The organism is Rhodoferax ferrireducens (genome assembly GCF_003347515.1).
Lineage (GTDB): Bacteria > Pseudomonadota > Gammaproteobacteria > Burkholderiales > Burkholderiaceae_C > Rhodoferax.
This window is the reverse complement of record NZ_QEII01000315.1, coordinates 129,817-154,864: the sequence shown is the minus strand read 5'-3', so window position 1 is coordinate 154,864 and position 25,048 is coordinate 129,817. Positions and strand designations below refer to the sequence as shown.

The 25,048-nt window shown below is 61.5% G+C and carries 25 protein-coding genes, 1 tRNA gene and 1 pseudogene; 17 read left to right on the top strand and 10 right to left on the bottom strand.

The features are described from left to right. The first annotated feature begins 12 nt into the window (after window positions 1-12). The 7 genes from hpaH to C5P05_RS27730 all read left to right on the top strand — a co-directional run bounded on the left by hpaH (window position 13) and on the right by C5P05_RS27730 (window position 7,610). Complete coding sequence (gene hpaH / locus C5P05_RS27760; protein ID WP_114973104.1) at window positions 13-816, top strand: 2-oxo-hept-4-ene-1,7-dioate hydratase; 804 nt, start codon at window positions 13-15, stop codon at window positions 814-816. A gap of 11 nt (window positions 817-827) precedes the next feature. Further along, window positions 828-1,631 carry a 4-hydroxy-2-oxoheptanedioate aldolase gene (gene hpaI / locus C5P05_RS27755; protein ID WP_114973103.1) on the top strand — a complete coding sequence of 268 codons (804 nt, stop codon included), beginning with the start codon at window positions 828-830 and terminating at the stop codon, window positions 1,629-1,631. Window position 1,632: 1 nt separating this feature from the next. Next, window positions 1,633-3,183 (top strand): FAD-binding oxidoreductase, encoded by a 1,551-nt coding sequence (locus tag C5P05_RS27750; RefSeq protein ID WP_114973102.1) that lies wholly within the window; start codon window positions 1,633-1,635, stop codon window positions 3,181-3,183. A 62-nt stretch (window positions 3,184-3,245) separates the two neighbouring features. Further along, window positions 3,246-4,721, top strand: coding sequence for an aldehyde dehydrogenase family protein (locus tag C5P05_RS27745; protein WP_114973101.1), 1,476 nt, complete (start codon window positions 3,246-3,248; stop codon window positions 4,719-4,721). Between the two features lie 71 nt (window positions 4,722-4,792). Beyond that, window positions 4,793-5,668, top strand: coding sequence for an extradiol ring-cleavage dioxygenase (locus C5P05_RS27740; protein ID WP_114973100.1), 876 nt, complete (start codon window positions 4,793-4,795; stop codon window positions 5,666-5,668). Then, on the top strand, window positions 5,665-6,627 hold the full coding sequence (locus tag C5P05_RS27735) for a fumarylacetoacetate hydrolase family protein (protein WP_114973099.1): 963 nt from the start codon (window positions 5,665-5,667) through the stop codon (window positions 6,625-6,627). Before C5P05_RS27740 ends, C5P05_RS27735 begins: the two co-directional genes overlap by 4 nt. Next, window positions 6,624-7,610: a 2-dehydropantoate 2-reductase gene (locus tag C5P05_RS27730; RefSeq protein ID WP_114973098.1), complete on the top strand. Its 987-nt coding sequence runs from the start codon at window positions 6,624-6,626 to the stop codon at window positions 7,608-7,610. Before C5P05_RS27735 ends, C5P05_RS27730 begins: the two co-directional genes overlap by 4 nt. Before the next feature lie 82 nt (window positions 7,611-7,692). Here the strand turns inward: C5P05_RS27730 and C5P05_RS27725 are convergent, their stop codons facing one another. The 3 genes from C5P05_RS27725 to C5P05_RS27715 all read right to left on the bottom strand — a co-directional run bounded on the left by C5P05_RS27725 (window position 7,693) and on the right by C5P05_RS27715 (window position 9,011). Beyond that, window positions 7,693-8,019, bottom strand: coding sequence for a hypothetical protein (locus C5P05_RS27725; protein ID WP_114973097.1), 327 nt, complete (start codon window positions 8,017-8,019; stop codon window positions 7,693-7,695). Between the two features lie 193 nt (window positions 8,020-8,212). Further along, the gene (locus C5P05_RS27720) at window positions 8,213-8,575 is read right to left on the bottom strand and encodes an aminoacyl-tRNA synthetase (RefSeq protein ID WP_114973096.1); all 363 of its coding nucleotides are present in this window, start codon (window positions 8,573-8,575) and stop codon (window positions 8,213-8,215) included. A 121-nt stretch (window positions 8,576-8,696) separates the two neighbouring features. After that, window positions 8,697-9,011 (bottom strand): DUF5710 domain-containing protein, encoded by a 315-nt coding sequence (locus tag C5P05_RS27715; RefSeq protein ID WP_114973095.1) that lies wholly within the window; start codon window positions 9,009-9,011, stop codon window positions 8,697-8,699. A gap of 514 nt (window positions 9,012-9,525) precedes the next feature. Between C5P05_RS27715 and C5P05_RS27705 the strand changes: the two genes are divergently transcribed. From C5P05_RS27705 to C5P05_RS27690, 4 genes are all read left to right on the top strand, one after another. Continuing rightward, complete coding sequence (locus tag C5P05_RS27705; protein WP_232834684.1) at window positions 9,526-9,816, top strand: hypothetical protein; 291 nt, start codon at window positions 9,526-9,528, stop codon at window positions 9,814-9,816. Between the two features lie 123 nt (window positions 9,817-9,939). Continuing rightward, a complete protein-coding gene (locus tag C5P05_RS27700; RefSeq protein WP_157979470.1) occupies window positions 9,940-10,371 on the top strand; it encodes a hypothetical protein in 432 nt (143 codons plus the stop codon). A 69-nt stretch (window positions 10,372-10,440) separates the two neighbouring features. Next, a complete protein-coding gene (locus C5P05_RS27695; RefSeq protein ID WP_114973092.1) occupies window positions 10,441-10,641 on the top strand; it encodes a putative motility protein in 201 nt (66 codons plus the stop codon). A 49-nt stretch (window positions 10,642-10,690) separates the two neighbouring features. Then, window positions 10,691-11,056 (top strand): hypothetical protein, encoded by a 366-nt coding sequence (locus C5P05_RS27690; RefSeq protein WP_114973091.1) that lies wholly within the window; start codon window positions 10,691-10,693, stop codon window positions 11,054-11,056. Between the two features lie 162 nt (window positions 11,057-11,218). Here the strand turns inward: C5P05_RS27690 and C5P05_RS27685 are convergent. Beyond that, window positions 11,219-11,294: transfer RNA gene (locus C5P05_RS27685), tRNA-Lys, on the bottom strand. A gap of 130 nt (window positions 11,295-11,424) precedes the next feature. Further along, the gene (locus C5P05_RS27680; protein WP_114973090.1) at window positions 11,425-12,294 is read right to left on the bottom strand and encodes an NAD(P)-dependent oxidoreductase; all 870 of its coding nucleotides are present in this window, start codon (window positions 12,292-12,294) and stop codon (window positions 11,425-11,427) included. A 162-nt stretch (window positions 12,295-12,456) separates the two neighbouring features. Between C5P05_RS27680 and C5P05_RS27675 the strand changes: the two genes are divergently transcribed. Beyond that, the gene (locus C5P05_RS27675) at window positions 12,457-13,320 is read left to right on the top strand and encodes an alpha/beta hydrolase (RefSeq protein WP_114973089.1); all 864 of its coding nucleotides are present in this window, start codon (window positions 12,457-12,459) and stop codon (window positions 13,318-13,320) included. Between the two features lie 10 nt (window positions 13,321-13,330). Here C5P05_RS27675 and C5P05_RS27670 read toward each other — a convergent pair whose 3' ends face one another. Both C5P05_RS27670 and C5P05_RS27665 read right to left on the bottom strand, forming a co-directional pair. After that, window positions 13,331-14,308, bottom strand: a complete 978-nt coding sequence (locus tag C5P05_RS27670) for a GMP reductase (RefSeq protein WP_114973088.1) — start codon at window positions 14,306-14,308, stop codon at window positions 13,331-13,333. 146 nt (window positions 14,309-14,454) lie between these two features. Then, window positions 14,455-15,153, bottom strand: a complete 699-nt coding sequence (locus C5P05_RS27665) for a hypothetical protein (protein ID WP_114973087.1) — start codon at window positions 15,151-15,153, stop codon at window positions 14,455-14,457. Between the two features lie 23 nt (window positions 15,154-15,176). Here C5P05_RS27665 and C5P05_RS27660 point away from each other — a divergent pair, with 23 nt between their 5' ends. Together C5P05_RS27660 and C5P05_RS35350 are read left to right on the top strand one after the other, a co-directional pair. Next, window positions 15,177-17,585, top strand: coding sequence for a UvrD-helicase domain-containing protein (locus tag C5P05_RS27660; RefSeq protein ID WP_114973207.1), 2,409 nt, complete (start codon window positions 15,177-15,179; stop codon window positions 17,583-17,585). Between the two features lie 57 nt (window positions 17,586-17,642). Continuing rightward, window positions 17,643-17,783, top strand: coding sequence for a group II intron maturase-specific domain-containing protein (locus tag C5P05_RS35350; RefSeq protein ID WP_114973086.1), 141 nt, complete (start codon window positions 17,643-17,645; stop codon window positions 17,781-17,783). 40 nt (window positions 17,784-17,823) lie between these two features. Here C5P05_RS35350 and C5P05_RS27650 read toward each other — a convergent pair whose 3' ends face one another. Together C5P05_RS27650 and C5P05_RS27645 are read right to left on the bottom strand one after the other, a co-directional pair. Further along, window positions 17,824-18,540: a DUF4386 family protein gene (locus tag C5P05_RS27650; protein ID WP_114973085.1), complete on the bottom strand. Its 717-nt coding sequence runs from the start codon at window positions 18,538-18,540 to the stop codon at window positions 17,824-17,826. 342 nt (window positions 18,541-18,882) lie between these two features. Beyond that, a complete protein-coding gene (locus C5P05_RS27645; protein ID WP_114973084.1) occupies window positions 18,883-19,821 on the bottom strand; it encodes a LysR substrate-binding domain-containing protein in 939 nt (312 codons plus the stop codon). Window positions 19,822-19,995: 174 nt separating this feature from the next. Between C5P05_RS27645 and C5P05_RS27640 the strand changes: the two genes are divergently transcribed. From C5P05_RS27640 to ppsA, 3 genes and pseudogenes are all read left to right on the top strand, one after another. Further along, window positions 19,996-20,388 (top strand): tautomerase family protein, encoded by a 393-nt coding sequence (locus tag C5P05_RS27640; protein ID WP_114973083.1) that lies wholly within the window; start codon window positions 19,996-19,998, stop codon window positions 20,386-20,388. A 67-nt stretch (window positions 20,389-20,455) separates the two neighbouring features. Beyond that, a pseudogene (locus tag C5P05_RS34765) lies at window positions 20,456-20,662 on the top strand (IS3 family transposase); the annotation flags it as partial. 226 nt (window positions 20,663-20,888) lie between these two features. Next, window positions 20,889-23,315 (top strand): phosphoenolpyruvate synthase, encoded by a 2,427-nt coding sequence (ppsA, locus tag C5P05_RS27635; protein WP_114973082.1) that lies wholly within the window; start codon window positions 20,889-20,891, stop codon window positions 23,313-23,315. A 19-nt stretch (window positions 23,316-23,334) separates the two neighbouring features. Here the strand turns inward: ppsA and C5P05_RS27630 are convergent, their stop codons facing one another. Beyond that, window positions 23,335-24,864 carry a methyl-accepting chemotaxis protein gene (locus tag C5P05_RS27630; RefSeq protein ID WP_114973081.1) on the bottom strand — a complete coding sequence of 510 codons (1,530 nt, stop codon included), beginning with the start codon at window positions 24,862-24,864 and terminating at the stop codon, window positions 23,335-23,337. Between the last annotated feature and the right edge of the window lie 184 nt (window positions 24,865-25,048).

The following is a 25,048-nucleotide window of genomic DNA, read 5'->3' as shown; positions in this document are numbered from 1 at the left end:
AGGAGTCCCCCCATGCTGACCCCCGATATCCATCTGGCCCTGGCGCACGAACTGCACCAGGCGGAAAAAACCCGTGTGCAGGTTGCGCATTTCTCGAAACGCTTTCCCGAGATGGAGATGGCCGACAGCTACGCCATCCAGCGCGCCTGGGTGCAGATCAAGCTGGACGAGGGCCGCACCATCCTGGGCCACAAGATCGGCCTGACCTCGCGCGCCATGCAGATCTCGTCGCAGATCACCGAGCCCGACTACGGCGCCATGCTTGATGACATGCTGTTCCCCGAGGGCGCCGACATTCCGGTGCAGCGCTTCATCCTGCCGCGGGTTGAGGTCGAGCTGGCCTTCATCCTCGGAAAGCCCTTGCACGGCCCGAAGGTGACGATTTTTGACGTGCTGGCCGCCACCGACTATGTGGTGCCGGCGCTGGAGATCATCGACGCGCGTATCGAGCAGCTCGATCGCGTCACCCACGCCCCGCGCAAGGTGCTCGACACCATTGCCGACAACGCCGCCAATGCCGGTATCGTGATGGGCGGCCGTCCGGTCAAGCCCGACGCGGTTGACCTGCGCTGGTGCGGCGCGCTGCTCTACAAGAACGGCGTGATCGAGGAAAGCGGCCTGGCCGCCGCCGTGCTGAACCACCCGGCCAACGGCGTCGCCTGGCTGGCCAACAAACTCAGCGCCCATGGCGAAGGCCTGGCAGCGGGCGAGGTGGTGCTGGGCGGCTCCTTCACGCGCCCGGTAGCCGGGGCGGCGGGCGACACCTTCCACGCCGATTACGGCCCGCTGGGTGCGATCTCGTTCCGCTTCATGTGAGGCACACATTCATGCAAACCCCTGACAACTTGTTCAAGCAAGCGCTGGCCCGCGGCGAGGTGCAAATCGGCCTGTGGCAAGCCCTGGCCGACCCCTACGCCGCCGAACTCTGCGCCGGCAGTGGTTTTGACTGGCTGCTGCTCGATGGCGAGCACGCGCCCAACGATTTGCGCAGCCTGCTCGGCGCGCTGCAAAGCGTGGCGGCGTACCCGACGCAGCCGGTGGTGCGCGTGTCGCACGGCGACGCGGCGCTGATCAAGCAGGTGCTGGACATCGGCGCCACCACCGTGTTGGTGCCCATGGTCGAGTCGGCCGAGCAGGCGAGGGCGCTGGTGCGCGCCATGCGCTACCCCCCACAAGGCGTGCGTGGCGTCGGCAGCGCCATCGCCCGTTCGGCGCGATGGTCGCGCTATCCGAATTACCTGTTGGAAGCCAACGAACGCGTGTGCCTGCTGGTGCAGGTCGAGTCGCTGGCCGCCTTGCAGCAGATCGACGCGATTGCGGCGGTGGACGGGGTGGACGGCGTGTTCATCGGCCCGGCCGATTTGTCGGCCTCCATGGGCTACCTGGGCCAGCCCGCGCACCCGCAAGTGCGAGCGGCGATTGACCTGGCTATCGGCCGCATCCTGCACGCCGGCAAGGCGCCGGGCATTTTGTGCGCCGACGAAGCGCTGGCCCGGCACTACCTGGCGCAGGGCGCGCGCTTTGTCGCGGTCGGCGTGGACACCTCCCTGCTGGTGCGGGCCACCGCCGCGTTGGCGGCACAGTTCAAGAGCGCCGCACCGACTCCGGCGGCAAGTCATGGAGCGTACTGACATGCTGCTCGAATCCCTGCGCGCTGCCTTCAGTGGCCGGCTGCTCACCGGGGCCGACGCCGCCCCTTTCCTGACCGACTTTCGCGGCAAGTGGACTGGCCAGGCATTGGCCGTGGCGCAACCCGATAACGCCGTCGAAGTGGCGAAGGTCGTCGCCTGGTGCCACGCCCAGCGAGTGCCGGTGGTGCCGCAGGGCGGCAACACCGGCTTGTCGGGCGGCTCGGTGCCCAATGTGGCCCCCACACTCGGCACTGGCGTGTCCTCGCTGCCCCCCGAGGGGTCGAACCCCGCCTTGGGGCGACCCGGCGGCGGAGTGGTCCAGCCCACCACGCTGCCGGTGCTGCTGTCGCTCACGCGCCTCAACAAAATCCGCGCCATCGACCCGCTGAACAACACCCTGGTGGTCGACGCCGGCGTCACCTTGCTGCAGGTGCAGGAGGCCGCCAAAGAGGCCGGTCGCCTGTTTCCCCTGAGCCTGGCGGCCGAGGGCACGTGCACCATTGGCGGCAACCTGGCGACCAACGCCGGCGGTGTGCAGGTGCTGCGCTACGGCAATGCCCGCGAGTTGTGTCTGGGGCTGGAAGTGGTGACGGCCGAAGGCGAGCTGTGGAACGGCCTGCGCACCCTGCGCAAGGACAACACCGGCTACGACTTGCGGGATGTGTACATCGGCTCCGAGGGCACCTTGGGCGTGATCACCGCCGTCGCGCTCAAGCTGTTCCCGCTGCCCGCCGCGCATGTGGTGGCGCTGGTGGCCGTGCCCAGCCCGAAACAAGCGCTGGATCTGCTGACCCTGGCGCAAGCGCGCCTGGGTGCGGGCCTGACAGCGTTTGAAATCCTCAGCGACACCTGCATGGACTTGGTGCTGCAGCACATCCCCGGCACACGCCGCCCGCTGGCGCAGGCCTCGCCCTGGTATGTGCTGCTGGAACTATCCGCCACCGGCGATGAAACGCAGGCGCAAACCCAGGCGGCGGACGCGATGGAAGGCCTGTTAGAGGCCGCCATGGAAAACGCATGGGTGAGCGATGCCGCGCTCTCCACCAGCCTGGCCCAGTTTGAGGCGCTGTGGGCGCTGCGTGAAAACATCTCGGAAGCGCAGGGGGCAGAAGGCAAGACCATCAAGCACGACATTTCGCTACCGATCTCGCGCATTCCCGAGTTCATGGCCTCGACCGATGCGGCCATCGCCCGCACGTTTCCCCAAGTGCGGCTGGTGGTGTTCGGCCACTTGGGCGACGGCAACCTGCACTACAACGTCTCACCCCCGGCCCAAGCAGTCGGCCTCGACCGCTTGGCGGGGCGCACTGGGCCGGAAGATGCCGCCGCGTTTCTGGCGCTCGAAGGACCGCTGAACCAGCTGGTGCACGACGCGGTACACGCGTTCGACGGCTCGATCTCGGCCGAGCACGGCCTGGGCGTGTTGCGCCGCGACGAGTCGGCGCGCTACAAGTCGCCGCTGGAGCTGCAGCTGATGCGCCGCATCAAGCAGGCGCTGGACCCGCTGGGGTTGATGAACCCGGGCAAGGTCTTGAAATCCGAAGAAATTTGAATGAAATTGGCCTCTAGCCCTCGTACAACCTGCGCAAGCAGCTATTAATTCAGGAGTAACCCGTGTCTACCCAAACCCTCACCGTGGCGGGCCACAGCGTCTCGCCGCACCACTACATCGATGGCCAGCGCGTCGCCTCCGAGGTGCTGTTCGAGCTGCGCAGCCCGATCGACCAAAGCCTGCTGGGCCGTATATCGGAAGGCACGCCCGCGCATGTGGACGCGGCGATTCAAGCCGCGCAAAAAGCCTTCCCCGCCTGGGCCGCCCTGAGCGCTGCCGAGCGCAAGCCCTACCTGGACCGCTTCGCCGCCGAGATTGGCCAGCGCGCCGAGGCCTTCTGCCAACTCGAATCGACCGACGCCGGCGTGCTGCTGTCGCGCATGGCGCACGGCGTGGTGCCGCGCGCCATGCTCAACATCACGTGGTTTGCCGAGCACGCGCTCACCTTGCAAGACCATCCCATCGACACCGAGCAGGCGCAGCACATCGTGCGCCACGACCCGGCCGGCGTGGTCGTCATCATCACGCCCTGGAACGCCCCGCTGATGCTGGCCACCTGGAAGCTCGGGCCCGCGCTGGCGGCCGGCAACACGGTGATCGTCAAGCCGCCCGAGTGGGCGCCACTCACCAGCAGCCTGCTGGCCGACTGCGCCCACGCCGCCGGCCTGCCGCCGGGCGTGTTCAACATCGTGCAGGGCAGCGGCGCCAGCACCGGCGCCAAGCTGGTCAGCGACCCGCGCCTGGCGCGCGTCTCCTTCACCGGCTCGGTGCCCACCGCCAAATGGATTGCCCAGGCCACCGGGGCGAACCTCGTGCCCTGCAGCCTGGAGCTGGGTGGCAAGTCGCCCTTCATCGTGCTGGCAGACGCCGACATCGACAACGCCGCCGCCACCGGCGCGCTGATGTACCGCAACGCCGGCCAGGTGTGCCTGGCGGGCACGCGCTTTCTGGTGCACAGCCAGATCCGCGACGCCTTTGTGGCCGCCATGCGCGGCTACGTGGAAAAACTCACGGTGGGTGACCCGCGCGACGCCGCCACCGAGGTCGGTCCCATCATCCACCCGCGCCAGGTCGAGCGCGTGCAGGGCTTTGTCGAACGCGCGCTGGCCGATGGCGCCGAGCTGCTGTGGGGCGGTGCGCCGCATCCCTTCGGCGCCCAGTACTACCAGCCCACCATGCTCACCAACGTGCGCCAGGACAGCGAGATCGTGCAGAACGAAGTCTTTGGCCCGGTGCTGACCCTGCAGACCTTCGACAGCGATGAGGAACTGATTGCCATGGCCAACGGCACCGACTACGGCCTGGGCGGCGTCTGCTACGGCGAGACCGAGCACGCCACGGCCATCGCGCAGCAGGTGCGCACCGGTTTCATCTGGGTCAACAGCTTCGGCATCCGCGACCTGGCCGCGCCCTTTGGCGGCATCAAGCGCAGCGGCATTGGCCGCGAAGGCGGCAACTGGAGCTTTGAGTTCTTCTGCGACATCAAGGACGTGGTGGTGCCGAAAAAGCCCTTCCGCGCCAGTTTCAGTCACCGTTGATTGTTTTTATATAAAAACACCCGCTAGCCCAGGTAATACCTGCGCAAGTAGCTATCAAATAAGGAGTAAATATGGGACACATCGTCGGCGCAGCCCTCGTTTCACACCACCCCGGCTTGATGCAGTGCGAAGAGTTTCGCGTGCTGATGGGCGCGGGATCGGATTCAGACCTCATCCCCGGCTATGCCCGGCTGCGCGAGAAAATTGCGGCAGCCACGCCGGATGTGGTGATGATTTTTGACAGCCACTGGTTCACCACCGGCTACCACCTGGTGGACGGCGGTGCGCGCTACCAGGGCAATTACATCTCCGACGAGATGCCCTGGTATTTGCACGGCGTGCCCTACGACTACCGTGGTCACCCCGAACTGGCGCTGGCCATCGAGGCCGTGTCGCGCGAGCAAGGCGGCTACAACCGCGCCATCAACCACCCCGAACTGGGCCGGCAATACGCCACCATCAACCTGGTCAAACAGCTGCGCCTGGAGCTGAGCAATACTCCGGTGGTCACGGTCAGTTCTTGCCAGAACTGCGACTGGCCGCACTTTTTGAAGTCTGGCGAGGCCATCGGCGAGGCGATCCGGCGCAGCGGTTTGCGCGTGGTGCTGCTGGCGTCCGGCGCGCTCAGCCACAAGTTCAACAACATCGACTGGAAGCCCAATCACCCGCGCATCTTTCATGAGAGCAATGTCTCGCGCCCGGAGAACATCGAGAGCGACAAACAGGCCATCGAATTTTTCAAGCAGGGCCGCCACGACGCCATTCTGGAGCGCTGGGACAGCGACTACCGAAGCAAACCCTGGGAGGCCTTCGGCGCGCACTACCTGCAGATGTTGGGCGCCCTGGGCGGGGCCGCGTGCCGCGCCCAGGGCGAGCCGCTGTCGGCGTACGAGAATGCACGCGGCACCGGCAATATCCATATGTGGTTTGACCAGGAGATAGCATGAACTTTGAATTCCCCCTGAAAGAACTCCCCGCCGTCATGCGCGGCCCGCGCGTGGAGCGCCGCCGCGTGCTGGTGGGCGGCAGCGCCTACTGGGGCACCATCATCGAAGACGGCGCCGAGCAAGGCCTGCTGCGCCTGGACGACAGCCGCGTGGTCGACCCCGCCACGGTGCAGCACCTGCCGCCGGTGGCGCCGAGCAAGATCATCGCCGTGCACATCTCCTACAGCTCGCGCAGCTTCGAGACGCGCAACCAGCCCAAGCCGACCGAGACGCCGACCTACTTCACCAAGCCGCCGACCTCGATCAACGGCCACGGCTGCGAAATCCTGAAGCCGGCCGACAGCCTGTATTTGAACTACGAGGGCGAGTACGCCGTGGTCATCGGCAAGACCTGCCGCAACGTGCTGCCCGACGAGGCCTGGGACTATATCGAAGGCTTTTGCCCGGCGCTGGACATGGGCCTGCAAAACTACCGCGACACCGACCAGGGCAGCATGCTGCGCGTCAAGGGCGCCGACACCTTGCTGCCCATCGGCCCCGGCATCGTCAAAGGCGTGAACCTGTTCGAGCAAACCCTGCGCACCTACCGCAACGGCCGGGTGGTGCAGGAAGCGCACATTGGCGACGAGACCATCTGGGGACCGCACTACGTGATCGCCGACATCGCCCGCCACATCACCTTGCTGCCGGGTGACGTGATCCTGATGGGCACGCCTTGCCACTCGCGCTCGGTCGACCCCGGTGACGTGGTGGAATGCGAGATCACAGGTCTTGGACGGCTGACCGGTACCATCGTGGCCATTCCCGCGCCGCGCGCTTCGGCTTTGGGCGTGGGCCATCAGCCCACCGACAGCCCCGAGGTGCGGCGTGTGGCGTTTGGTTTTGATGAACGGGTGCCGGCGCGCTTCAAGGACAACTATGTTGCGGCCCAGAAGGAACTCAAGGAGAAAAAAACATGAAAGTCGCCATTGTTGGCGTAGGCGCCATTGGCGGCTTCATCGGCGCACGCCTGGCCGCGGCTGGGCAATGCGAGGTCAGCGCCATCGCCCAGGGCGCCACCCTCGCGGCCCTGCGCGAGCACGGCTGGCGCCTGCATCAGGGCGGGCAACTGATTCAAACGCCGGCCCGGGCGTCGGACTCCGCCGCCGAGCTCGGCCCGCAGGATCTGGTGATCGTCGCCCTCAAGGGACCGGTGCTGCCACAACTCGCGCCCACCATTGCGGCGCTGATCGGTCCCGACACGGTGGTGCTGCCCGCCATGAACGGCGTGCCGTGGTGGTTGGGCATGGGCACGGCCCTGGGCGAGGCGCCACTGCAAAGCGTGGACCCCGGCGGCAGTATTGCCCGCCACATTCCGCTGCAGCATGTGCTGGGCTGTGTCGTGCATGCCAGCTCCAGCCGGAGCGCGCCCGGCATCGTGAATCACATCATGGGCCAGGGCCTGATCCTCGGCGAGCCGGTCGGTGGCACCTCGGCGCGGGCCACGCGCGTGGGCTCGCTGCTCAGCGGTGCGGGCTTCGACGTGACCGTGTCACCGAATGTGCGCTACGACATCTGGTACAAGCTCTGGGGCAACCTGACCATGAACCCGGTGTCGGCCATCACCGGCGCCACCATCGACCGCCTGCTGGCCGACCCGCTGGTGCGCGAGTTCTGCTCCAGCGCCATGCGCGAGGCCGCCGCCATCGGCCAGCTCATCGGCTGCGACATCACGCAAAACCCGGAAGACCGCCACGCGATCACAGCCAAGCTCGGGGCGTTCAAGACCTCGATGCTGCAAGACGCTGAAGCCGGGCGTGCCATCGAGCTCGACAGCATCGTCACCGCGGTGCACGAGATGGGCCAGCGCCTGAACGTGCCCACCCCGAATATCGACGCACTGCTGGGGCTGACACGGCTGTTTGGCCGCGTGCACAAACTCTACCCCGAGGCGCAGGCATGAAAAAAAGCACTGAGGTTTGCGACCTGAGTGCTTGATTCTGAGGGTGTCCACTATTCAAAGTGGCTCCTCGATTTGAGGATAGTTACGCCTTCTTCGTCTTCGTCTTGGCCGGCGCCGCAGGGACGGTGCTGTCGGCTTCAGGGGTAGTGCCTGAGCCATCCTGCAGTGCTTCTTCAAACTCGGCTAACTCTTCACCGATGGCTGCGTATTTTTTGGACTTGGCTCTGTTGTCGGCCCATTTCAGCACAGCAGCTTCCAGGTCTTCTTTGAAGTGAGCGAGTGCTGAATCTTTGACGGCTTGGGTTGCCGTCTTTGACGTGCTTGACCAGAGCTCAATGAGCTCTGACAGGCCGTTGTCAAAATCGTCGAAGGTTTCAAGGGGGACCCACTGGCCGCTTTTATCAAACATTGCTTTCTTTCCATTAATTAGCGATGGTTAAGTTTAGCGGGGCGACGCCGCTAGATGACATGTCGGCCAGTGCAGACGTTTGCACTGCTTTTAAGCCAATGCCTGCATGGCTGTTCCGAACGTGATACCAAGGCGATAGCGGCATTCTGAACACATGCCGATCAACAGCAAGTCACCACCTTTGGACTTCAAACTATTTCAGTGGAGCAGCTTTGTGATGTTCAAAACGAAAAATAAGCTCTTTGACGATGCCGTACATGATGGCTCGATCTTTGGTCGGATGGTCCGAGAAATGAACAACTGTCGATCCGATGGTGGCGAAGCTACTTATCTGGCTCCCCGATTCTTTTTCATAGGCAATCGCAATGTCGTATTGCGTCATCAATGGCCCGCAAGCCTGCCAGTCACGGGTCCATTTGGGCAGTGCATCCCTGTTTTCCAGTAAGGTTCCAGCACTTTCACACTCCTCTAGGATATGGGTGTGACCCAGCAGGCGCGCCAATTGCCGCTCCTTGGCTACGCAGCTACGAAAATATTCTTGATCACTGTTGTGCATGGTTTGCCCCTTCGTCACTCAATGGGTGACAGCTTTGATCCAGCGTATTGGATATGCCGGAACGATTGCTCTGCAGACAAAAATCAGGTTACACCCTTCATCAGGCAACTGTCACGTGAATTTACATATTTGCAGTGTGCTTGCAATCTTCCCAAGGCTGAACATTGCATCCACAGTGCGGTACTTCATTCGCAAGTTTAGGGGTGGCTAATCCCTTGAGTTGCTGGACTGGTGCAGTCTTTGTTTTCGTCGTTTTTGGTGTGTCCAAACTTGCCCAAGAGTCATTGGCAGTTCCAGCATTTGGAATCCAGCGCAGAAACGGAGTGAGGTCTTTAACATCAATGATGTACCAATTTTTACTGGCGGCATCCCAACGTGCACCCAGTGCCTTCACGGCATCTTTTTCGGCAAACGGCGCTACTAAGTTGATTCTCATAGGATGAATTATCGGTGCAGGCCGCATATTCCGCCCCCAGTTTGTCCCTTACATCCAGTTCCAAATCGCCACGAAAATTCGACGCCCTGGCAACGCATAGGGAAGACGCCAAGGGTGCTTGAACTCGGGTGTTTGGGAATAGGTGGGCTTCATGGCTGCGCACTCTCGATTGGCACAGGAATACCTTGACGCAACCATTCGACGACCGCTGCCTCAGGTTCGCTCTGTTGCCACTGCGGGTCATTCCAGAGGTCCCTTGCCACTTCATCGCGCTGATCTCTATGCAGTCTCGGCCATTGCGCGTGCAGGCGGGCAGAGCACCTTGCGATCCATTCACTTGTCTCCATTGCAGCATCTCCAAAAATCTATAGACTGTTGTTTTGTACAGTATACAAAATATGGAGAATAAGTAAACGGATGCATCGCCGTTTCACCCCAATTTCGAAATCTTCATTTTTAACTGCGAATTTCCCACTGCCATAACCCAGATGGCGTAAGTGTGGCAATATGAAACATGAGTCAAACTTTTGGCATGGAATCACCGCGAAAACACGACCACGGGTCGCATCGACAGCCTGCGCGCTATCTTGTGGTGATCGACTCTGGCGGATACATGGTCGCGCGACTGTTTCTGGAAACGCGCGAACTGGTGGCCGAATTCGATGCCGCCGTTGAGGAAGTCTCGGCGATGACAAAGGGTCTGGTGCCGGAAGTTGGGGTGCTCGGTGCCGAATGGGATCGCGCTCTGCAGGGGCACAACGCCACCGAACGGGCTGGGGCAATGGTCTACACGCTTGCAATCTGATGGTGATGGGGCCGACGCCACTGCCCGTGGCTATTTTTCTCCAGCATGCGCTTACCCAACAACTTTCATTTGACGACTGAGACGCTTGCGTCTGCTGTGCTGATCCTGACATGGTTAGTCGTCATGCGTTCGACCCGCTATTCGAAGTGGCAACTTGCAATGATCAGTCTTCCCGGGACGTTTCTGCATGAAGCATTGCATGGGATGGTGGGATTGCTTCTCTTCGCCAAGCCCCGATCGTTTTCGATTTTCCCGAAGCGCCAAGGCGACTCATGGGCGTTGGGTTCGGTTGGTTTTGCCAATCTGAACATCTGGAATGCCGCACCCGTTGCATTTGCCACCCTGTTGATGCTGGGTATCGGGTGGTTGCTTTATGACCATTGGATGGTGCCAACTTTTCTGGTGGCCAATTACTGGATTTGGGTGGCGTCAGGCTATGTGACTGCTTGTGCTTTTTTTTCCTGTATTCCATCAACCACCGACATCAAGGCTGGGGCCATGTCCGGATTGATGTATGGATGCATCGGTTTTGGACTGTGGCAATACTTCCACTAAGCCACTGGTTCAAGTTTCACAATCACCCGTCGATATAAAGAGACGATTCAAACCGACTTGGAGCCATTCATGAACATTTCCAGCACAACTTCGGTGCAGGCCGCAGTTTCTGCCGCTTCGAGTGATACCGCCGATAGCGTGAACATTTTGGTGTTGAAAAAAGCGTTGGACATGCAAGCCACGTCAGCGACGGCATTGTTGCAAGCCCTACCACAACCTGCTTTGGCGACTGAAGGAATGGTAGGCACGCAGATCAACACGTTTGCTTGAAATATTCAGGTGACTGGATGGCCGTGATGATTATCCGCAAGAACGATTTATGAGCATTGCATTTCCACTGGACGCGAAAGTACGTTTCACGCAAGAGCGCTTGTCCATCTTGACACCACGCGATAGGCAAGGTTTAGCAGGGCGCATCGGCGTGACTCAAACTGATAGCAAGCTTGTTCGCAAACCTACGGTTTATTTTCCGACGGACGGCGCCAAGCTAGAGCTTCGCCTGTTTCGCGTAGACCCGAGCCACCTTGAACTGGTTGAAAACTCACCCAATACCGAGTTCACGCCCGACCGCAACGATGGCGAAAATCACGCTGATCTGACGCATGGCACTGCTGATGTGGAGACCTCTGCCCCTGACGGTGGTGGCACTCTTTCCCAGAGTGAAATGGACAGCTTATTTAATTAAGACCGGCATTGGCGACGGAAGGTGCTGTGGGAACGAAGCTCACAGAAGCAAAGTGAAAGGGCATTTGGATAAGTTAACTGTCACCAGGCTGCCAGCAGAAAATTCAGGCGAAAAAATAGCACTTATCGATTTCTCGTAAGTGCTTAATTTCATTGTGAAAAGTGGTGGGTCCTGACAGATTCGAACTGTCGACCTACGGATTAAGAGTCCGCTGCTCTACCAACTGAGCTAAGAACCCACTTTTAAAAACTGTGCCGTGGTGGAGGGCGGGTGTGAACCCGCTGAACTTCGTGGTGAACACGATGCCTTCCTGGCTGCGCTCTGTCCCCGTGGGGGAGAAGAGAAGAAAATTATAGCAGGACTTCCAGTCAGTTCATGCCATTGCGACTGGCCAGCTCAACGAACAGGCCAGCGTGATCAAGGTCGGCCAGGCCGTGCTCGATGCCCTCGCTGTACAGCTTTTCGAACAAGCGGGTCACGGGGGCATCGAAGCCGATTTCTTCGGCGGTGGCAAGGGCATTGCGCAAATCCTTCAGTTGCACGGACATGCGCCCATAGGGCGTGAAATCGCGGTCCACCATGCGTTGTCCGTGGACTTGCAGGATGCGGCTGTCGGCAAAGCCGCCGGTGATGGCCTCCTTGACCTTGGCCATGGTGGCGCCACCCTTTTCGCACATCAGCAGCGCTTCGGCGACGGCGCCGATGGTGATGCCCACAATCATCTGGTTGGCCAGCTTGGCCAACTGGCCCGCGCCGTGCGGCCCCACATGGGTGGCGTGGCCCAATACCTGGAACACGGCTTGGGCGCGCTCAAAGGCGGCCGGCTTGCCGCCGACCATGATGGCCAGCGTGCCATCGGCCGCGCCCAGCGTGCCGCCTGACACGGGGGCATCCAGATGGGTCATGCCTATTTCGCTCAGACGGGCCGCGTGATCGCGGGCTTCGCTGGGTTGCGTGGACGACATGTCGATCACCAGGGCGTCGGGTTTCAGGGCTTGGGCCACGCCTTTGGAAAACAGCACCTCGCCCACGACGGTGCCGTTCTCCAGCATGCAGATGACAATGTCGGCAGCCCGCACGGCGTCGGCGGCTTGGGCATGAACCGTGGCCCCGAAAGGCGCCAGCCGGTCGGCCTTTTTTCGCGTGCGGTTCCAGACGTGGACGGTATGACCCGCTTCACAAAGGCGCCGGGCCATGGGATATCCCATCAGGCCGATGCCCAGTACTGCAATTTTCATGGTTACTCTTGGTAAAACGAATAGGAAAAGAATACAGCGCCCCAAGCGGCAATCAATCGGGTTTGTACCCGTTTTGCTGTCGGAGGGCTGACGGCTGCACCATCCTGTGCCAAGATGGCGTGATAAATAGGTGGATGCGCACCGCTCCCCAGAAAGATGCATATGGAAATACCTGACGGAAAAACATTGGATCGCCTGTACAACAACCGCGCGCTGGTGCCCGAATTTGCCGACCATTTTGCGCAGTGGGCGCAGGCGTCAACGGTCGCTTGTCAGACACTTCCCTGTCAGCTGGATGTGCCTTATGGCGACGATCCCAGCGAGACGCTGGACGTCTTCCCGGTGTCTGGCGTCGATGTGCCGGTGCTGGTGTTCCTTCATGGCGGTTACTGGCGCTCCCTGGACAAGGCCGAGCACTCTTTCATCGCGCCCGCTTTCACGCAGTCCGGGGCCTGTGTGGTGATTCCCAACTACGCCTTGTGCCCGGCGGTGACCATCCCGCAGATCGTCATGCAAATGGTGAAAGCGCTGGCCTGGACTTATCGCCATATTGCCGAGCATGGCGGGGATCCCCGGCGCATCACCGTGGTGGGCCACTCGGCTGGCGGCCACCTGGCGGCGATGCTGCTGGCGTGCGCGTGGCGTGCTTATGCCAAAGATCTACCGCCCAGGCTGGTGAGGAATGCGTTGTCTATTTCCGGCTTGTACGAGCTTGAGTCCATCATGCACACACCGTTCCTGCAGGAATCGTTGCGGCTTGACGCGGCGCAAGTCGCCCAAGCCAGTCCGGCCTGGCTGCCGCCGCCTCCGGTTTCACGGGGGAGGGGCGTTCTTTACGCGGTCGCGGGCGGGGCCGAGAGCGCGGCATTTTTGCAGCACGCTGAGCTGATCCAGAACGTGTGGGGCAAGCGGGTTGTGCCGGTGCGTGAAGTGCTGCCGGACCTGAACCATTTCAGCATTCTGGATGCTCTGGCGCTGCCGGGCCAACGCCTGCATCAGTTGGCCTGCCACTTGTTATTTGCCTAGGCGTCAGGCCTCACATCAGCAGGTGTTCCCCGGCGTTGTCGCCACCGAGCGTCACGTAGTTCACCTTGCGGATGTCCATCAGTTTCTTGCCGCCTGAGTAGCTGATGGAACTTTGCACGTCCTGTTCCATCTCGATCAGGGTGTCGGCCAGCTTGCCCTTGATGGGTTCCAAAATGCGCTTGCCCTCGACGTGCTTGTATTCGCCTTTGTTGAAGTCGCTGGCCGAGCCGTAGTATTCCTTGTACAGCTTGCCGTCCACCTCCACCGTCTGGCCAGGGCTGGTCTCATGGCCGGCCAGCAGCGAGCCGATCATCACCATGGTGGCGCCAAAGCGGATCGACTTGGCGATGTCGCCATGCTCGCGGATGCCGCCATCGGCAATGATGGGTTTGGTCGCCACGCGGGCGCACCATTTCACCGCGCTGAGTTGCCAGCCGCCGGTGCCAAAGCCGGTCTTGAGTTTGGTGATGCAGACCTTGCCCGGGCCGATGCCGACCTTGGTGGCGTCGGCGCCCCAGTTTTCCAGGTCAATCACGGCTTCCGGCGTGGCCACATTGCCGGCGATGATGAAGGCGGCAGGCATTTTGTCCTTCAGGTAACCGATCATGTTTTTCACGCTATCGGCGTGGCCGTGGGCGATGTCGATGGTGATGTAGTCCGGGAGCAGGTCGAGTGCCAGCAACTGGTCCACCGTGTCGTAGTCCGGCTTCTTGACGCCCAGCGAAATCGACGCATACAAGCCCTGCGCCTTCATGTCCTTGACGAACTGCACATTGTCCAAGTCAAAGCGGTGCATTACGTAGAAGTAGCCGTTTTGCGCCAGCCAGACGCAGGTTGCTTCATCCACCACCGTTTTCATATTGGCCGGTACCACCGGGATGCGAAAGCGGCGCTTGCCGAGTTCGACGCTGGCGTCGCATTCAGAGCGGCTTTCCACGCGGCATTTGCGGGGTAGCAGAAGGATGTTGTCGTAGTCAAAAATTTCCATGGTCCGGGCTCCTGTTGGGGGGAGAGCGCTTGGACTGGACCCGGGCTTTGTCGGCGCGCTGCAGGCCAGGGCAGAAACAAAAAACCGGGCCGCAATTGCTTGGGCCCGGTGATTGATTCTATAGGGTTTGTGTCAGCCGAGTCAGATCAGGTGGGCGCGCAGACCGACTGGGCTGCGGTCAAAACCCGGCCACGGCCATCCTGGACCCAGCCGACCACGCGCAGCCGTTCGGGTGCGGCGCCGCTGGGGATGCTCAAGGGGCGTGTTTCATGGAGAGTCAAATGCTCTATTTTTGATAGCTGGTTGCGCTTATTCCACGGGAGCTGGAGCACGTTTCTGACCAGATTTCTTGGCGTAGACGTGCCGTCGGCCCCGGCGGGAATAGTTTCCACCAGCACCAGCCATGCGCTCAGCGTGGTCTGACTGCCGGGTCGCAAAGCGGTTTTCAGCTCGATCGAGGTGCCAATATAGCCACCCAAAGACAGGCCATGCGCCACGCGCAGCTGGTTGGCCCGAGCACCCAGCACCGGGCTGCTTGTTTTGGTCGATGTTGCGGGGGCGGCGCGCCTCAGCGTCTGCAGGCGCATCAAGGCGTCCTGGCTGGCGGCGGCCGACAGGGGCGCGTCTTCGCCTTGCTTGCCGGGCACGATCCAGTCGAGGGTCAGCGTTTTGGCGTTTGGTGGGGTGGCTTGCGGCTCGCTCCAGCAGGCCTCGCAGTCGGCGCTGACAAAGCGCTCGACCAGGGCCACCGGTGTTGCCTGACCATCGCTGGTGCAAGACGATTGGGCCTGGGCGCTGTGCGCCGCCCAGACGGTCAAACCCAGCAGGAGAAAAAGTGTTTTCATATGGGGCTTTCTACAATACCGGGATGTTCTCAGAAATTACACAACAGGGTGCCCAGGATTCCCCGCTCCTGCAAAATCTCAACGCGGAGCAGCGGGCCGCCGTGACCTTGCCGGCCGACCATGCCTTGATTCTGGCCGGCGCCGGGTCGGGCAAAACCCGTGTCCTGACCACCCGCATTGCCTGGCTGCTGCAGACGGGCCAGGTGACGCCCGGCGGCGTGCTGGCCGTGACTTTCACCAACAAGGCCGCCAAGGAATTGATGACGCGCCTGACCAGCATGTTGCCCGTGAATGTGCACGGCATGTGGATTGGCACCTTCCATGGCCTGTGCAACCGGTTTTTGCGCGCCCACTTCAAAATCGCCAACCTGCCGCAGAGCTTCCAGATTCTGGACACGCAGGATCAGCTGTCCAGCATCAAGCGTCTGTACAAGCAGTTCAACGTGGATGACGAACGCTTTCCGGCGAAAAAAATGCAGCAGTTCATCGGCGGCTGCAAGGAAGACGGCTTGCGCGCCAACATGGTGGTCGTGCGCGATGAAGAAACCCGCAAGAAGGTCGAGATTTACCAGCTGTACGAAGAGCAATGCCAGCGCGAGGGCGTGGTCGATTTTGGCGAGCTGATGCTGCGCAGCTTTGAGGTGCTGCGCGACAACGACCCGATTCGTGAGCACTACCAGCGGCGTTTTCGCCACATCCTGATCGACGAGTTTCAGGATACCAACAAGCTGCAGTATGCGTGGATCAAGATGCTGGCCGGCACCGGCGCGCACGGCTCGGCCGACGACGAGTTCAACCCGAGCGGCTGCGTGCTGGCCGTGGGTGATGACGACCAGAGCATTTATGCTTTTCGCGGTGCGCGGGTCGGCAATATGGCCGACTTTGTGCGCGAGTTCAAGGTCAAGCACCAGATCAAGCTGGAGGAAAACTACCGCAGCGGCAGCAACATCCTGGACTCGGCCAATGAACTGATCGGCCACAACACCAAGCGTCTGGGCAAGAACCTGCGCACATCCCAAGGCCCGGGCGAGCCGGTGCGGGTATTCGAAGCCAGCAGCGACTTTGCCGAGGCGCAGTGGATGGTGGACGAAATGCGCCAGCTGGTGCGTGAAGATGTTGAGAGAAAAGAGATTGCGGTGCTGTACCGCAGCAATGCGCAGAGCCGGGTCATCGAGACCGCCTTGTTCAACGCCGCCATGCCGTACAAGGTGTATGGCGGGCTGCGCTTTTTCGAGCGCGCTGAAATCAAGAACGCGCTGGCCTATTTGCGCCTGCTGGAGAACCCGCGCGATGACACCAGCTTCCTGCGCGCCGTGAATTTCCCGCCACGCGGCATCGGCCTGCGCAGCCTGGAGCAGCTGCAGGATGTGGCGCGCGCCAGCGGCTGTTCGCTGAGTGACGCGGTGAGCGGCCTCAGCGGCAAGGCGGGCACCAACATCGGCGGCTTCCTGGCCAGCATTGACGTCTTGCGCGAGCAGACCCAAGGCATGAAGCTGAGTGAAATCGTCGAACAGATGCTGGAGAACAGCGGGCTGCTCGCCCACTACAGGGCCGACCGCGAAGGCGCCGACCGGGTGGAGAATCTGGAAGAACTGGTCAACGCTGCGGCAAGCTTTGTCTCACTGGAAAACTTCGGGCGCGATGCTGCGGCGCGGCCAGTGGATGAACAGGGCCGCGCCTTGACGCAGTCGCCGGCCTCGCAGGGCCTGGACCTCAATCAGGCACTGCTGGAAGAGCTGGCCCCCGATGCCGACACCGGTGAAACCCTGTCGCCGCTGGCCGCCTTTTTGTCGCACGCGGCGCTGGAGGCGGGCGACAACCAGGCGCAGGCAGGGCAGGATGCGATCCAGCTCATGACGGTGCATTCCAGCAAGGGCCTGGAGTTTGACTGTGTCTTCATCACCGGCATCGAAGAGGGCTTGTTCCCGCACGAAAACTCGATGAGTGACCGCGATGGTCTGGAAGAAGAGCGCCGCCTGATGTATGTGGCCATCACCCGCGCGCGCAAACGGCTGTACCTGAGCCTGTCGCAAACCCGCATGCTGCACGGGCAGACGCGCTACAACCTGAAGAGCCGGTTCTTTGAGGAGTTGCCTGAAGACGCGCTGAAGTGGATCACGCCGAAGAATCAGGGGTTTGGTTCCGGATATGCTCCTAATTCGGGAGCTGGTAGCGCTTATTCGACGGGAGCTAGAGGCCAATATGGCACTGATTATTCGAAATTGACCGCCGCCGCCCCGGTGCCGGCGCAGAAAGCCGCGCCATCGCACGGCCTGCGTTCCGGCATGAAGGTGTTTCATGCCAAGTTCGGCGAGGGCTCGGTGATCTCGCTGGAAGGTCTGGGCGACGATGCCCGGGCGCAAATCAACTTCCCGCGCCATGGCGTCAAGTGGCTGGCGTTGAGTGTGGCCAAGCTGACGCCGGTGCCCTGATATTTTCCCGGCGGGGAGCGGCGTGAGCCATGCGGTAGTCCGCGTTCGCCGTGATCAGTGCGTGTTCGTTACGCACTTCATCGGCTTCAAGCACGGGTCAAAGACCTGACGGGCAGAAGCTGGGAGGCCATGGAATACCGGCTGCACAACCTGGGGCAATACCTCCGAGGCTGGACGGCGTACTTCGGCATTGGCTAGTATTTGGCCGTTGCCTACCTGATTGGGCGTCATCGTCGAACTAGGACTTCGGTTTGTACCAAATGAGTGATGCACCTAATACAACCATGCAGAGCGGTAGCAGCGCATTGTTGACATCGGCGACTTGCTGCACGGCTGGTGTGATGTTCCGAAACGCTCCGATCAGAAATAGAACGGCGAAAGCTACGTTGCCCCAGCCTAACCACTTGGGAAACTGCGATTCGTCGATAAGTGATAGGCCGGAAAGAAAGAAGAAGAAAGCAAGGCACAACTCGCCCAGGAACTCGCCGATGAAATTGCCAAGATAGATATTCAAGCCCAAGAAGACAGCTGAAAGACTACTCTTTGCCTCGGCACCCGACTGCGCGTATGCCTCCGCCAACGCCCAATGGATGCTTGGCCAACGCATAAGGCCCAGACACATGGCAAGTGCACCGAGTGACGCCGCCACAAGGGCGAGAGTCATGCGGCCTCGGCTTGAGGGGCAGGCGACGTAGACTCCTACGGCGCCCGGTACCAGAAGCAGCGGGAGAAGAGCGTAAAGAGCCCAGGTAGCTCTCATAGCCGAGCCACCAGCACGTAGACGCGGAAGAACTTCGGCGGCGCTGCCATCAAGAATCCCGGGGTAAGAAAAGTTCGCGGCGAGGTAGCTGAAGACCGCAACGAAGGCAAGCGCGCCTACGATGAAGCTCAGGCCTCCAGCAACGATCATTGGTCGGTGTCGCATCGGCGTTTCCTTTGCTAGAGCGCTGCTCATGACGCTCAAAGTTTGAATTCACCGGTCTGCGCGGCTTTTCGCGCAGGTCTGGTGGAATGATTGTGTGGTGCGCCCCGCATGGGCGCGAACTGATAGGCTGAAAGTCTCCCTGCGGGAGAACCGAATTGGACTCATGGAGAGCAATCTTAACCATTAGCCGACTTTGTTGTTCCGCCCACTGCGGACCCGCACGGTGGGTGGTGTGGGGCGGCGACGGTTCGAAGCCCTTGCCTACCGGTTGCACTTCAGACTTGAATCCGCCCAATGTCCTAGAGGCATGAATCGCCAGTTAACGCTTTGGATAATTTAGAAGCACGGAAATCTGCCTCTCGAAAGTAACATTCAAGATAGCCATGTTCCCATTGCCTTAAGTTCATTGACCCAAAGCTTAGCTTCCCGGATGACCCAGTTCCGGAGTATTAGAACTTCCTCGCGTGGCGAGCTTGATTCACCAATCAGCCAATACGCGTAGTCGCTGTTGCCAAGGCCCTTGTCGCCCATTGCAACCAGTCGCCCATCCTTTAGCATAGGCAACACCAATGCAACGCGTCCTAACGCAACGCCATGCCCTTCGATCGCCGCTTGTATCACTTGGTCATATTGGTTGAGGTGCCGGTAGGCTTTGGGTTTCGCATCCGGTATCCCACTGGCGGTGAGCCAATCCGACCAGCGTAACCACGGCAGGGCGCGTTCGTCCAGCTCCAGCAATACCTCGTTCAAAAGTGCCTTGGGGTTGTTGAAGGCGCGCGCAGCTACTTGGCTGCTGGCCACTGGTAGCACCTTCTCGTCAAACAGGCGTACTGCATCAGACGGGATGTCACGTTCGCGGGCGTAGCGGATGGCGAAGTCGATGCTTTCCTGTTTCAGGTTCAGCATGCGGTTGTTGGCCGATACACGCACATCGATATTTGGGTGCGCATCTTGAAATGCACCGAGCCTTGGCAGTATCCATAACGACGTCACGCTGATCGGTGCGGTGATCGTGACCGGCCGCATGCGGTCGTGCCGCGGCAGTGATTCGCTGTATTCAGCGAGGCGATCCAGCCATGGCGACGCGAGGTGGAACAGTTCTTCGCCGGCTTCGGTCAGGGCGATAGCGCGGTGTTTTCGGATCAGGAGCGGTGTGCCGAGATGCTCTTCCAGGCTCTGAATTTGCCGGCTGACGGCAGACTGAGTCAGGCACAGATCATTGGCCGCCAGCGTAATGCTCATGCGGCGTGCCACCGCGACAAAGCCTCGGACTGCGTCCAATGGCGGCAGGCTTAAGAGTTGATTAGACATGCGCCTAGATCATGCAAAGCATGCATAAATTGCGGTTGTACATATCTTATATCTCTCTAAACTTCAAAGTGTAAGGCCACTTAAAGCATGAACCCAATGCATGTTAAATCATGCAAAAAGGAGAATGAATTGCTGTGTTCTTACAAACGTTCGCAAACAAAACAGGAGCCATAAATGCCACTGACACACATTTCCATGCGGCGGGGTAAGACCGCCGCCTATCGCAAGGCGATTCTCGATAGCCTCCATCAGGCTATGCACGAGACTTTTGACGTACCGAAGGACAATGGCTTCATGACGATTGCCGAGCATGATGAGGACAACTTCAAATACAGCAAGTCGTATCTCGGCATTGAGCGTAGTGACGATGTCGTCTTCATGCAGCTCACGGTTAACAATACCCGTACGCTCGACCAGAAGAAGGCGCTGTACCGCCGGATTGTCGAGCGCCTATCCGATAGTCCTGGTTTGCGCCCCGAAGACATTTTTATCAACCTGATCGAGGTCGTGCCCGAGAATTGGTCCTTGGGCCACGGCATGGCGCAATATGCGCCACAGGAGACTTGACCCCTCTGCTTCACGATGGTTTGTCGTCTCCTTAGAAATTAAGAACAGGGGGCGGCGATGAACAACACCCACCGAGAGTCTGTGGGGTCGTCTGAAGGTTGGCAGACTGTACGGCAGAAAATTTGCCACACGACGCCAAGCCATGAATAGGGTAATTGATTGGTTGAACTTTTTCAAACACTAAAAATTGCGCTCGACGTTGGGGCATGTCAGCCCGATGACGTTTGAGCAACGCTGGACTGCGGCCCGGCAGCAAGACAGGAAGTCCGCATAAAAAGTGGCTTAAGGAGTACGAAAAACAAGGGGCAAGAATACTGGCGGGAACCAAGCATCATGAAGCGCTCGAAGTCGCAAAAATGTGCAGCCGTTTAACGAATTAAATGGACGGTCACCGTCATAGACACAGCGTTATGGTCCGGCGCCGCGTTGACGCCTGTCAACGCCCGCCGGCCGACCCCGGATGATGATGGCGCCCAACGCCTTACGTTGAGGAGACCGTCATGCCCGCTGCCCCCTATATCCGCTGGTTTCGTGAGTTGTCGCTGTCCGACATTCCCCTGGTCGGCGGTAAAAACGCCTCGTTGGGCGAGCTGTTCCAGCAACTCACGCCGCTGGGCGTTCGGGTGCCGGACGGCTTTGCCGTCACGGCGCCCGCCTACCGCGACGCGCTCACGGCCGCCGGCGCCTGGCCCGAGCTGCACGGCCTGCTCGACAAGCTCGACAAAACGGATGTCGCCGCGCTGGCGCGGGCCGGCGCCCGGGCGCGCGAGATTGTCTACGGCGCGCCCATGCCGGCTGCCGTTGAGCAGCAAGTGCGCGAGGCCTGGCGGGCGTTGAAAGCCGCCAGCGGCGAGGGCCTGAGCGTGGCGGTGCGCAGTTCCGCCACCGCCGAGGATCTGCCCAGCGCCAGCTTTGCCGGCCAGCACGATACCTATCTCAACATCCAGGGCGAGGAGATGCTGATCGACGCGGTCAAGCGCTGCCAGGCCTCGCTGTTCACCGACCGGGCCATCTCCTACCGCACCGACAACGGCTTTGACCATTTCAAGGTCTCGCTCTCGGTGGCCGTGATGCAGATGGTGCGCAGCGATCTGGCGTCGGCCGGCGTCATGTTCACCATCGACACGGAGTCTGGCCACCCGGATGTGGTGTTCATCACCGGCGCCTGGGGCCTGGGGGAAAACGTGGTGCAGGGGGCGGTGGACCCGGACGAGTTCTATGTGCACAAGCCGACATTCCGCCAGGGCTTTCGCAGCGTGCTGCGCAAGACGCTGGGCGACAAGCAGGTGCACATGGTCTACGCGCCGGGCCGCACGCGTGAGCCGGTCGTGAACCGTCCGACGCCCCGCGCCGACCGGCGCCGCTATTGCCTGAGCGACGCCGACGTGCTGGTGCTGGCCGACGCGGCGATCAAGATCGAGGATCACTACAGCCGGCTGGCGGGCGAGCGCCGTGCCATGGACATCGAATGGGCCAAGAACGGGCCGGACGGCGAGGTCTTCATCGTGCAAGCGCGTCCGGAAACCGCGATTTCGCAGCGCAATGCGCTGATGCTGGAGGAGTACGTGCTGGACGGGGACGGCACCAGTTCCGTGCGTGCCACCGGCCGCGCCGTGGGCGCCAAGGTGGCGACCGGGCGGGTGCGGCTGGTGACCGATGCGCGCCATTTGTCGGCGTTCCAGCCCGGCGAGGTGCTGGTCGCCGACACCACGACACCCGACTGGGAGCCGGTGATGAAGACGGCCGCCGCCATCGTCACCAACCGGGGCGGGCGCACCTGCCATGCGGCCATCGTGGCGCGCGAGCTGGGCATCCCGGCCGTGGTCGGCGCCGAACACGCGAGCGAGGTCTTGCGCGACGGGGAGACGGTGACGGTGTCCTGCGCCGAGGGGGCGGTGGGCAAGGTCTACGAGGGCGCCGTCGCCTTTCACAAGCAGGTGACCGATCTCACCGACCTGCAGCGCCCGGTCACCGAGATCATGGTCAACCTCGGCAACCCCGAACTCGCCTTTCAGGTCAGCCAGATGCCCTGTGACGGCGTGGGTCTGGCGCGCATGGAGTTCATCATCAATGAGCACATCAAGGTGCACCCGATGGCGGTGCTGCACCCCGAGCGCATCACGGACGCGGCCGAGCGCGCGCGCGTGCTCGCGTTGTCGGCCGGCTATGCCGATGGCGCCAGCTACTTCATCGAGCGGCTGGCCGAGGGCGTCGGCACGATTGCAGCGGCCTTCTATCCGCGTCCGGTGATCGTGCGGCTGTCGGACTTCAAGAGCAACGAGTATGCGGCGCTGATCGGCGGGCGCGATTTCGAGCCGCATGAAGAAAACCCGATGCTGGGTTTTCGGGGCGCGGCGCGCTACATCCACCCGGCTTATGCCGAAGGCTTTGCGCTGGAGTGCGCGGCCATGAAGCGGGTGCGCGAGGTGATGGGCCTGACCAATCTGAAACTGATGGTGCCGTTTTGTCGCCGGTTAGAGGAGGCGCGCCGCGTGCTGGAGGCGATGGCCTCGCATGGCCTGCAGCGCGGCGAGAACGGCCTGGAGGTCTACGTGATGTGCGAGATTCCCAACAACGTGCTGTTGATCGATGAGTTTGCCGAGCTGTTCGACGGCTTCTCGATCGGCTCCAACGACCTGACGCAGCTGACCCTGGGCGTCGATCGTGACAGCGCCATCGTCGCCGAGTCCTTTGACGAGCAGGACCCCGGCATGCTGAAGATGCTCAAACTAGCGGTGGAGGGCGCCCAGCGCAACCACCGGCATTCAGGCATCTGCGGCCAGGCCCCGAGTGACCACATCGAGGTGGCGCGCTACTTGGTGGGCTTGGGCATCGACAGCATCAGCCTGACGCCCGACCGCGTGTTGCGCACCATGCAGGCGGTGCACGAAATCGAGGTCGCGCAGGGCCGCACGGGCCGTGCGTGAAAGCTTGTGCGCGACGTGCTCAGGCCCGTCCCAGATTGAATCCGCCGCACACCTGCGCCAGACGGCCGGCCTGGTCTTTCAGGCTTTCGGCGGCCGCCGCGGATTGTTCCACCAGCGCTGAATTCTGCTGTGTCATCTGATCCAGATTGCTGATGGCGCTGTTGATCTGCGAAATGCCGCTGGACTGTTCACTGGTCGCGGCGCTGATTTCACCCACGATGTCGGAGACCCGCTGGACCGAGCTGACGATTTCGGTCATGGTCTGACCCGCGTCGTCCACCAGGCGCGAGCCGGCCTCGACCTTCTCCACCGAATCGGCGATCAGGCCCCGGATTTCACGGGCGGCGTCAGCGGAGCGCCCGGCCAGGCTGCGCACTTCGCTGGCCACCACGGCAAAGCCGCGGCCTTGTTCGCCGGCCCGGGCCGCTTCCACCGCCGCGTTCAGGGCCAGGATATTGGTCTGGAATGCAATGCCGTCAATCACGCCAATGATGTCGGCAATCTTTTTCGACGAGGCGTTGATGTCTTCCATGGTGCTGACCACCTGGGACACCACCGCGCCGCCGCGCGCTGCCACGGCCGCAGCCGAAGTCGCCAGTTGCGTGGCCTGACGGGCGGAGGCGGCGGACTGGTTGACCGTGCCCGTCAGCTCCTCCATGGAGGCGGCGGTTTCCTGCAGGTTGGACGCGGTTTGCTCGGTGCGTGCCGACAAGTCCTGGTTGCCGGCGGCGATCTCGGACGAAGCCGTGGTGATCGACTCGACCGAGTTGCGAATCTCGCCCACCACCTGGCGCAAAGACTGCTGCATCTGGCCCAGCGCGGCCATCAGGCTCAGATCACCGGCGCGTGTGGGCAAATTCTCCGACAGATTGCCCTGGGCCACTTGTGCCAGCGCGTCGCGTGCGGTGGCAGGCTCGCCGCCGAGTTCGCGCTTGAGCGAGCGCAGCACAACCAGGGCCAAAGCCACCGCGACCGCGCTGGCAAGGCAACTCAGGACGATGGCGATCAACGTTGCGCGGCTGGCGTTTGCCTGCACTTCCTGGTGGGTCTGTGTGGACAGCTTGCTGGCCACCTCGATCTGTTTGAGCAACTCGCCACGGAGTTGCCGCCAGGCCGGTGTTTCTGCGCTGTTGAGTGTCTGGATGGCTTGCGGGACATCGGTGGCCAGTGCCGCCACCACCTTGTCCTGGGCCTGACCCTGCGCGGCGCGCAATGCGGCCAAGCCGTTGATCGGAGACTCGAACGGCGTGCCGCGTGCCGTGGCGGCGGTTTCCTTGAAAGCCTTGTCGTAGGCGGTCTGGGCGGCGGTCAGATTGTCACGCGCCTTGGGATTGGCCGGGTCAAGCACCATGTTGCGCAGTGCCTGGCCCATCTGCAGACCCTGGGCATACATTTCTGACAAGCCGGTGCGGATGGCCTGTTCGCTGCGGATGTAGTTGTCAAACTGGTTCTGGGTGCGCATCAGACCCCAGATACTGCTGCCCAGGCCCGCAATGAACATCGCGGCGGGAATGGCGCAGCAGAGAAATAACCGGGTGCTGAACTTCATGGTGGCAAGGGTCCTGTTGGGTGTAGTCAAGACGAGCCCTGAAGCCAGTCGCTGAAATCATTGTATTAGCACATGCTTATTTTTATGCGTGCGATTTCTCGGTGGCTCGTATCGGCAGCACCGTTCTGGTTGTACTCAAATGAACGCCATTGCCTTGACACATCACCCATAAAAAAACCGCCAG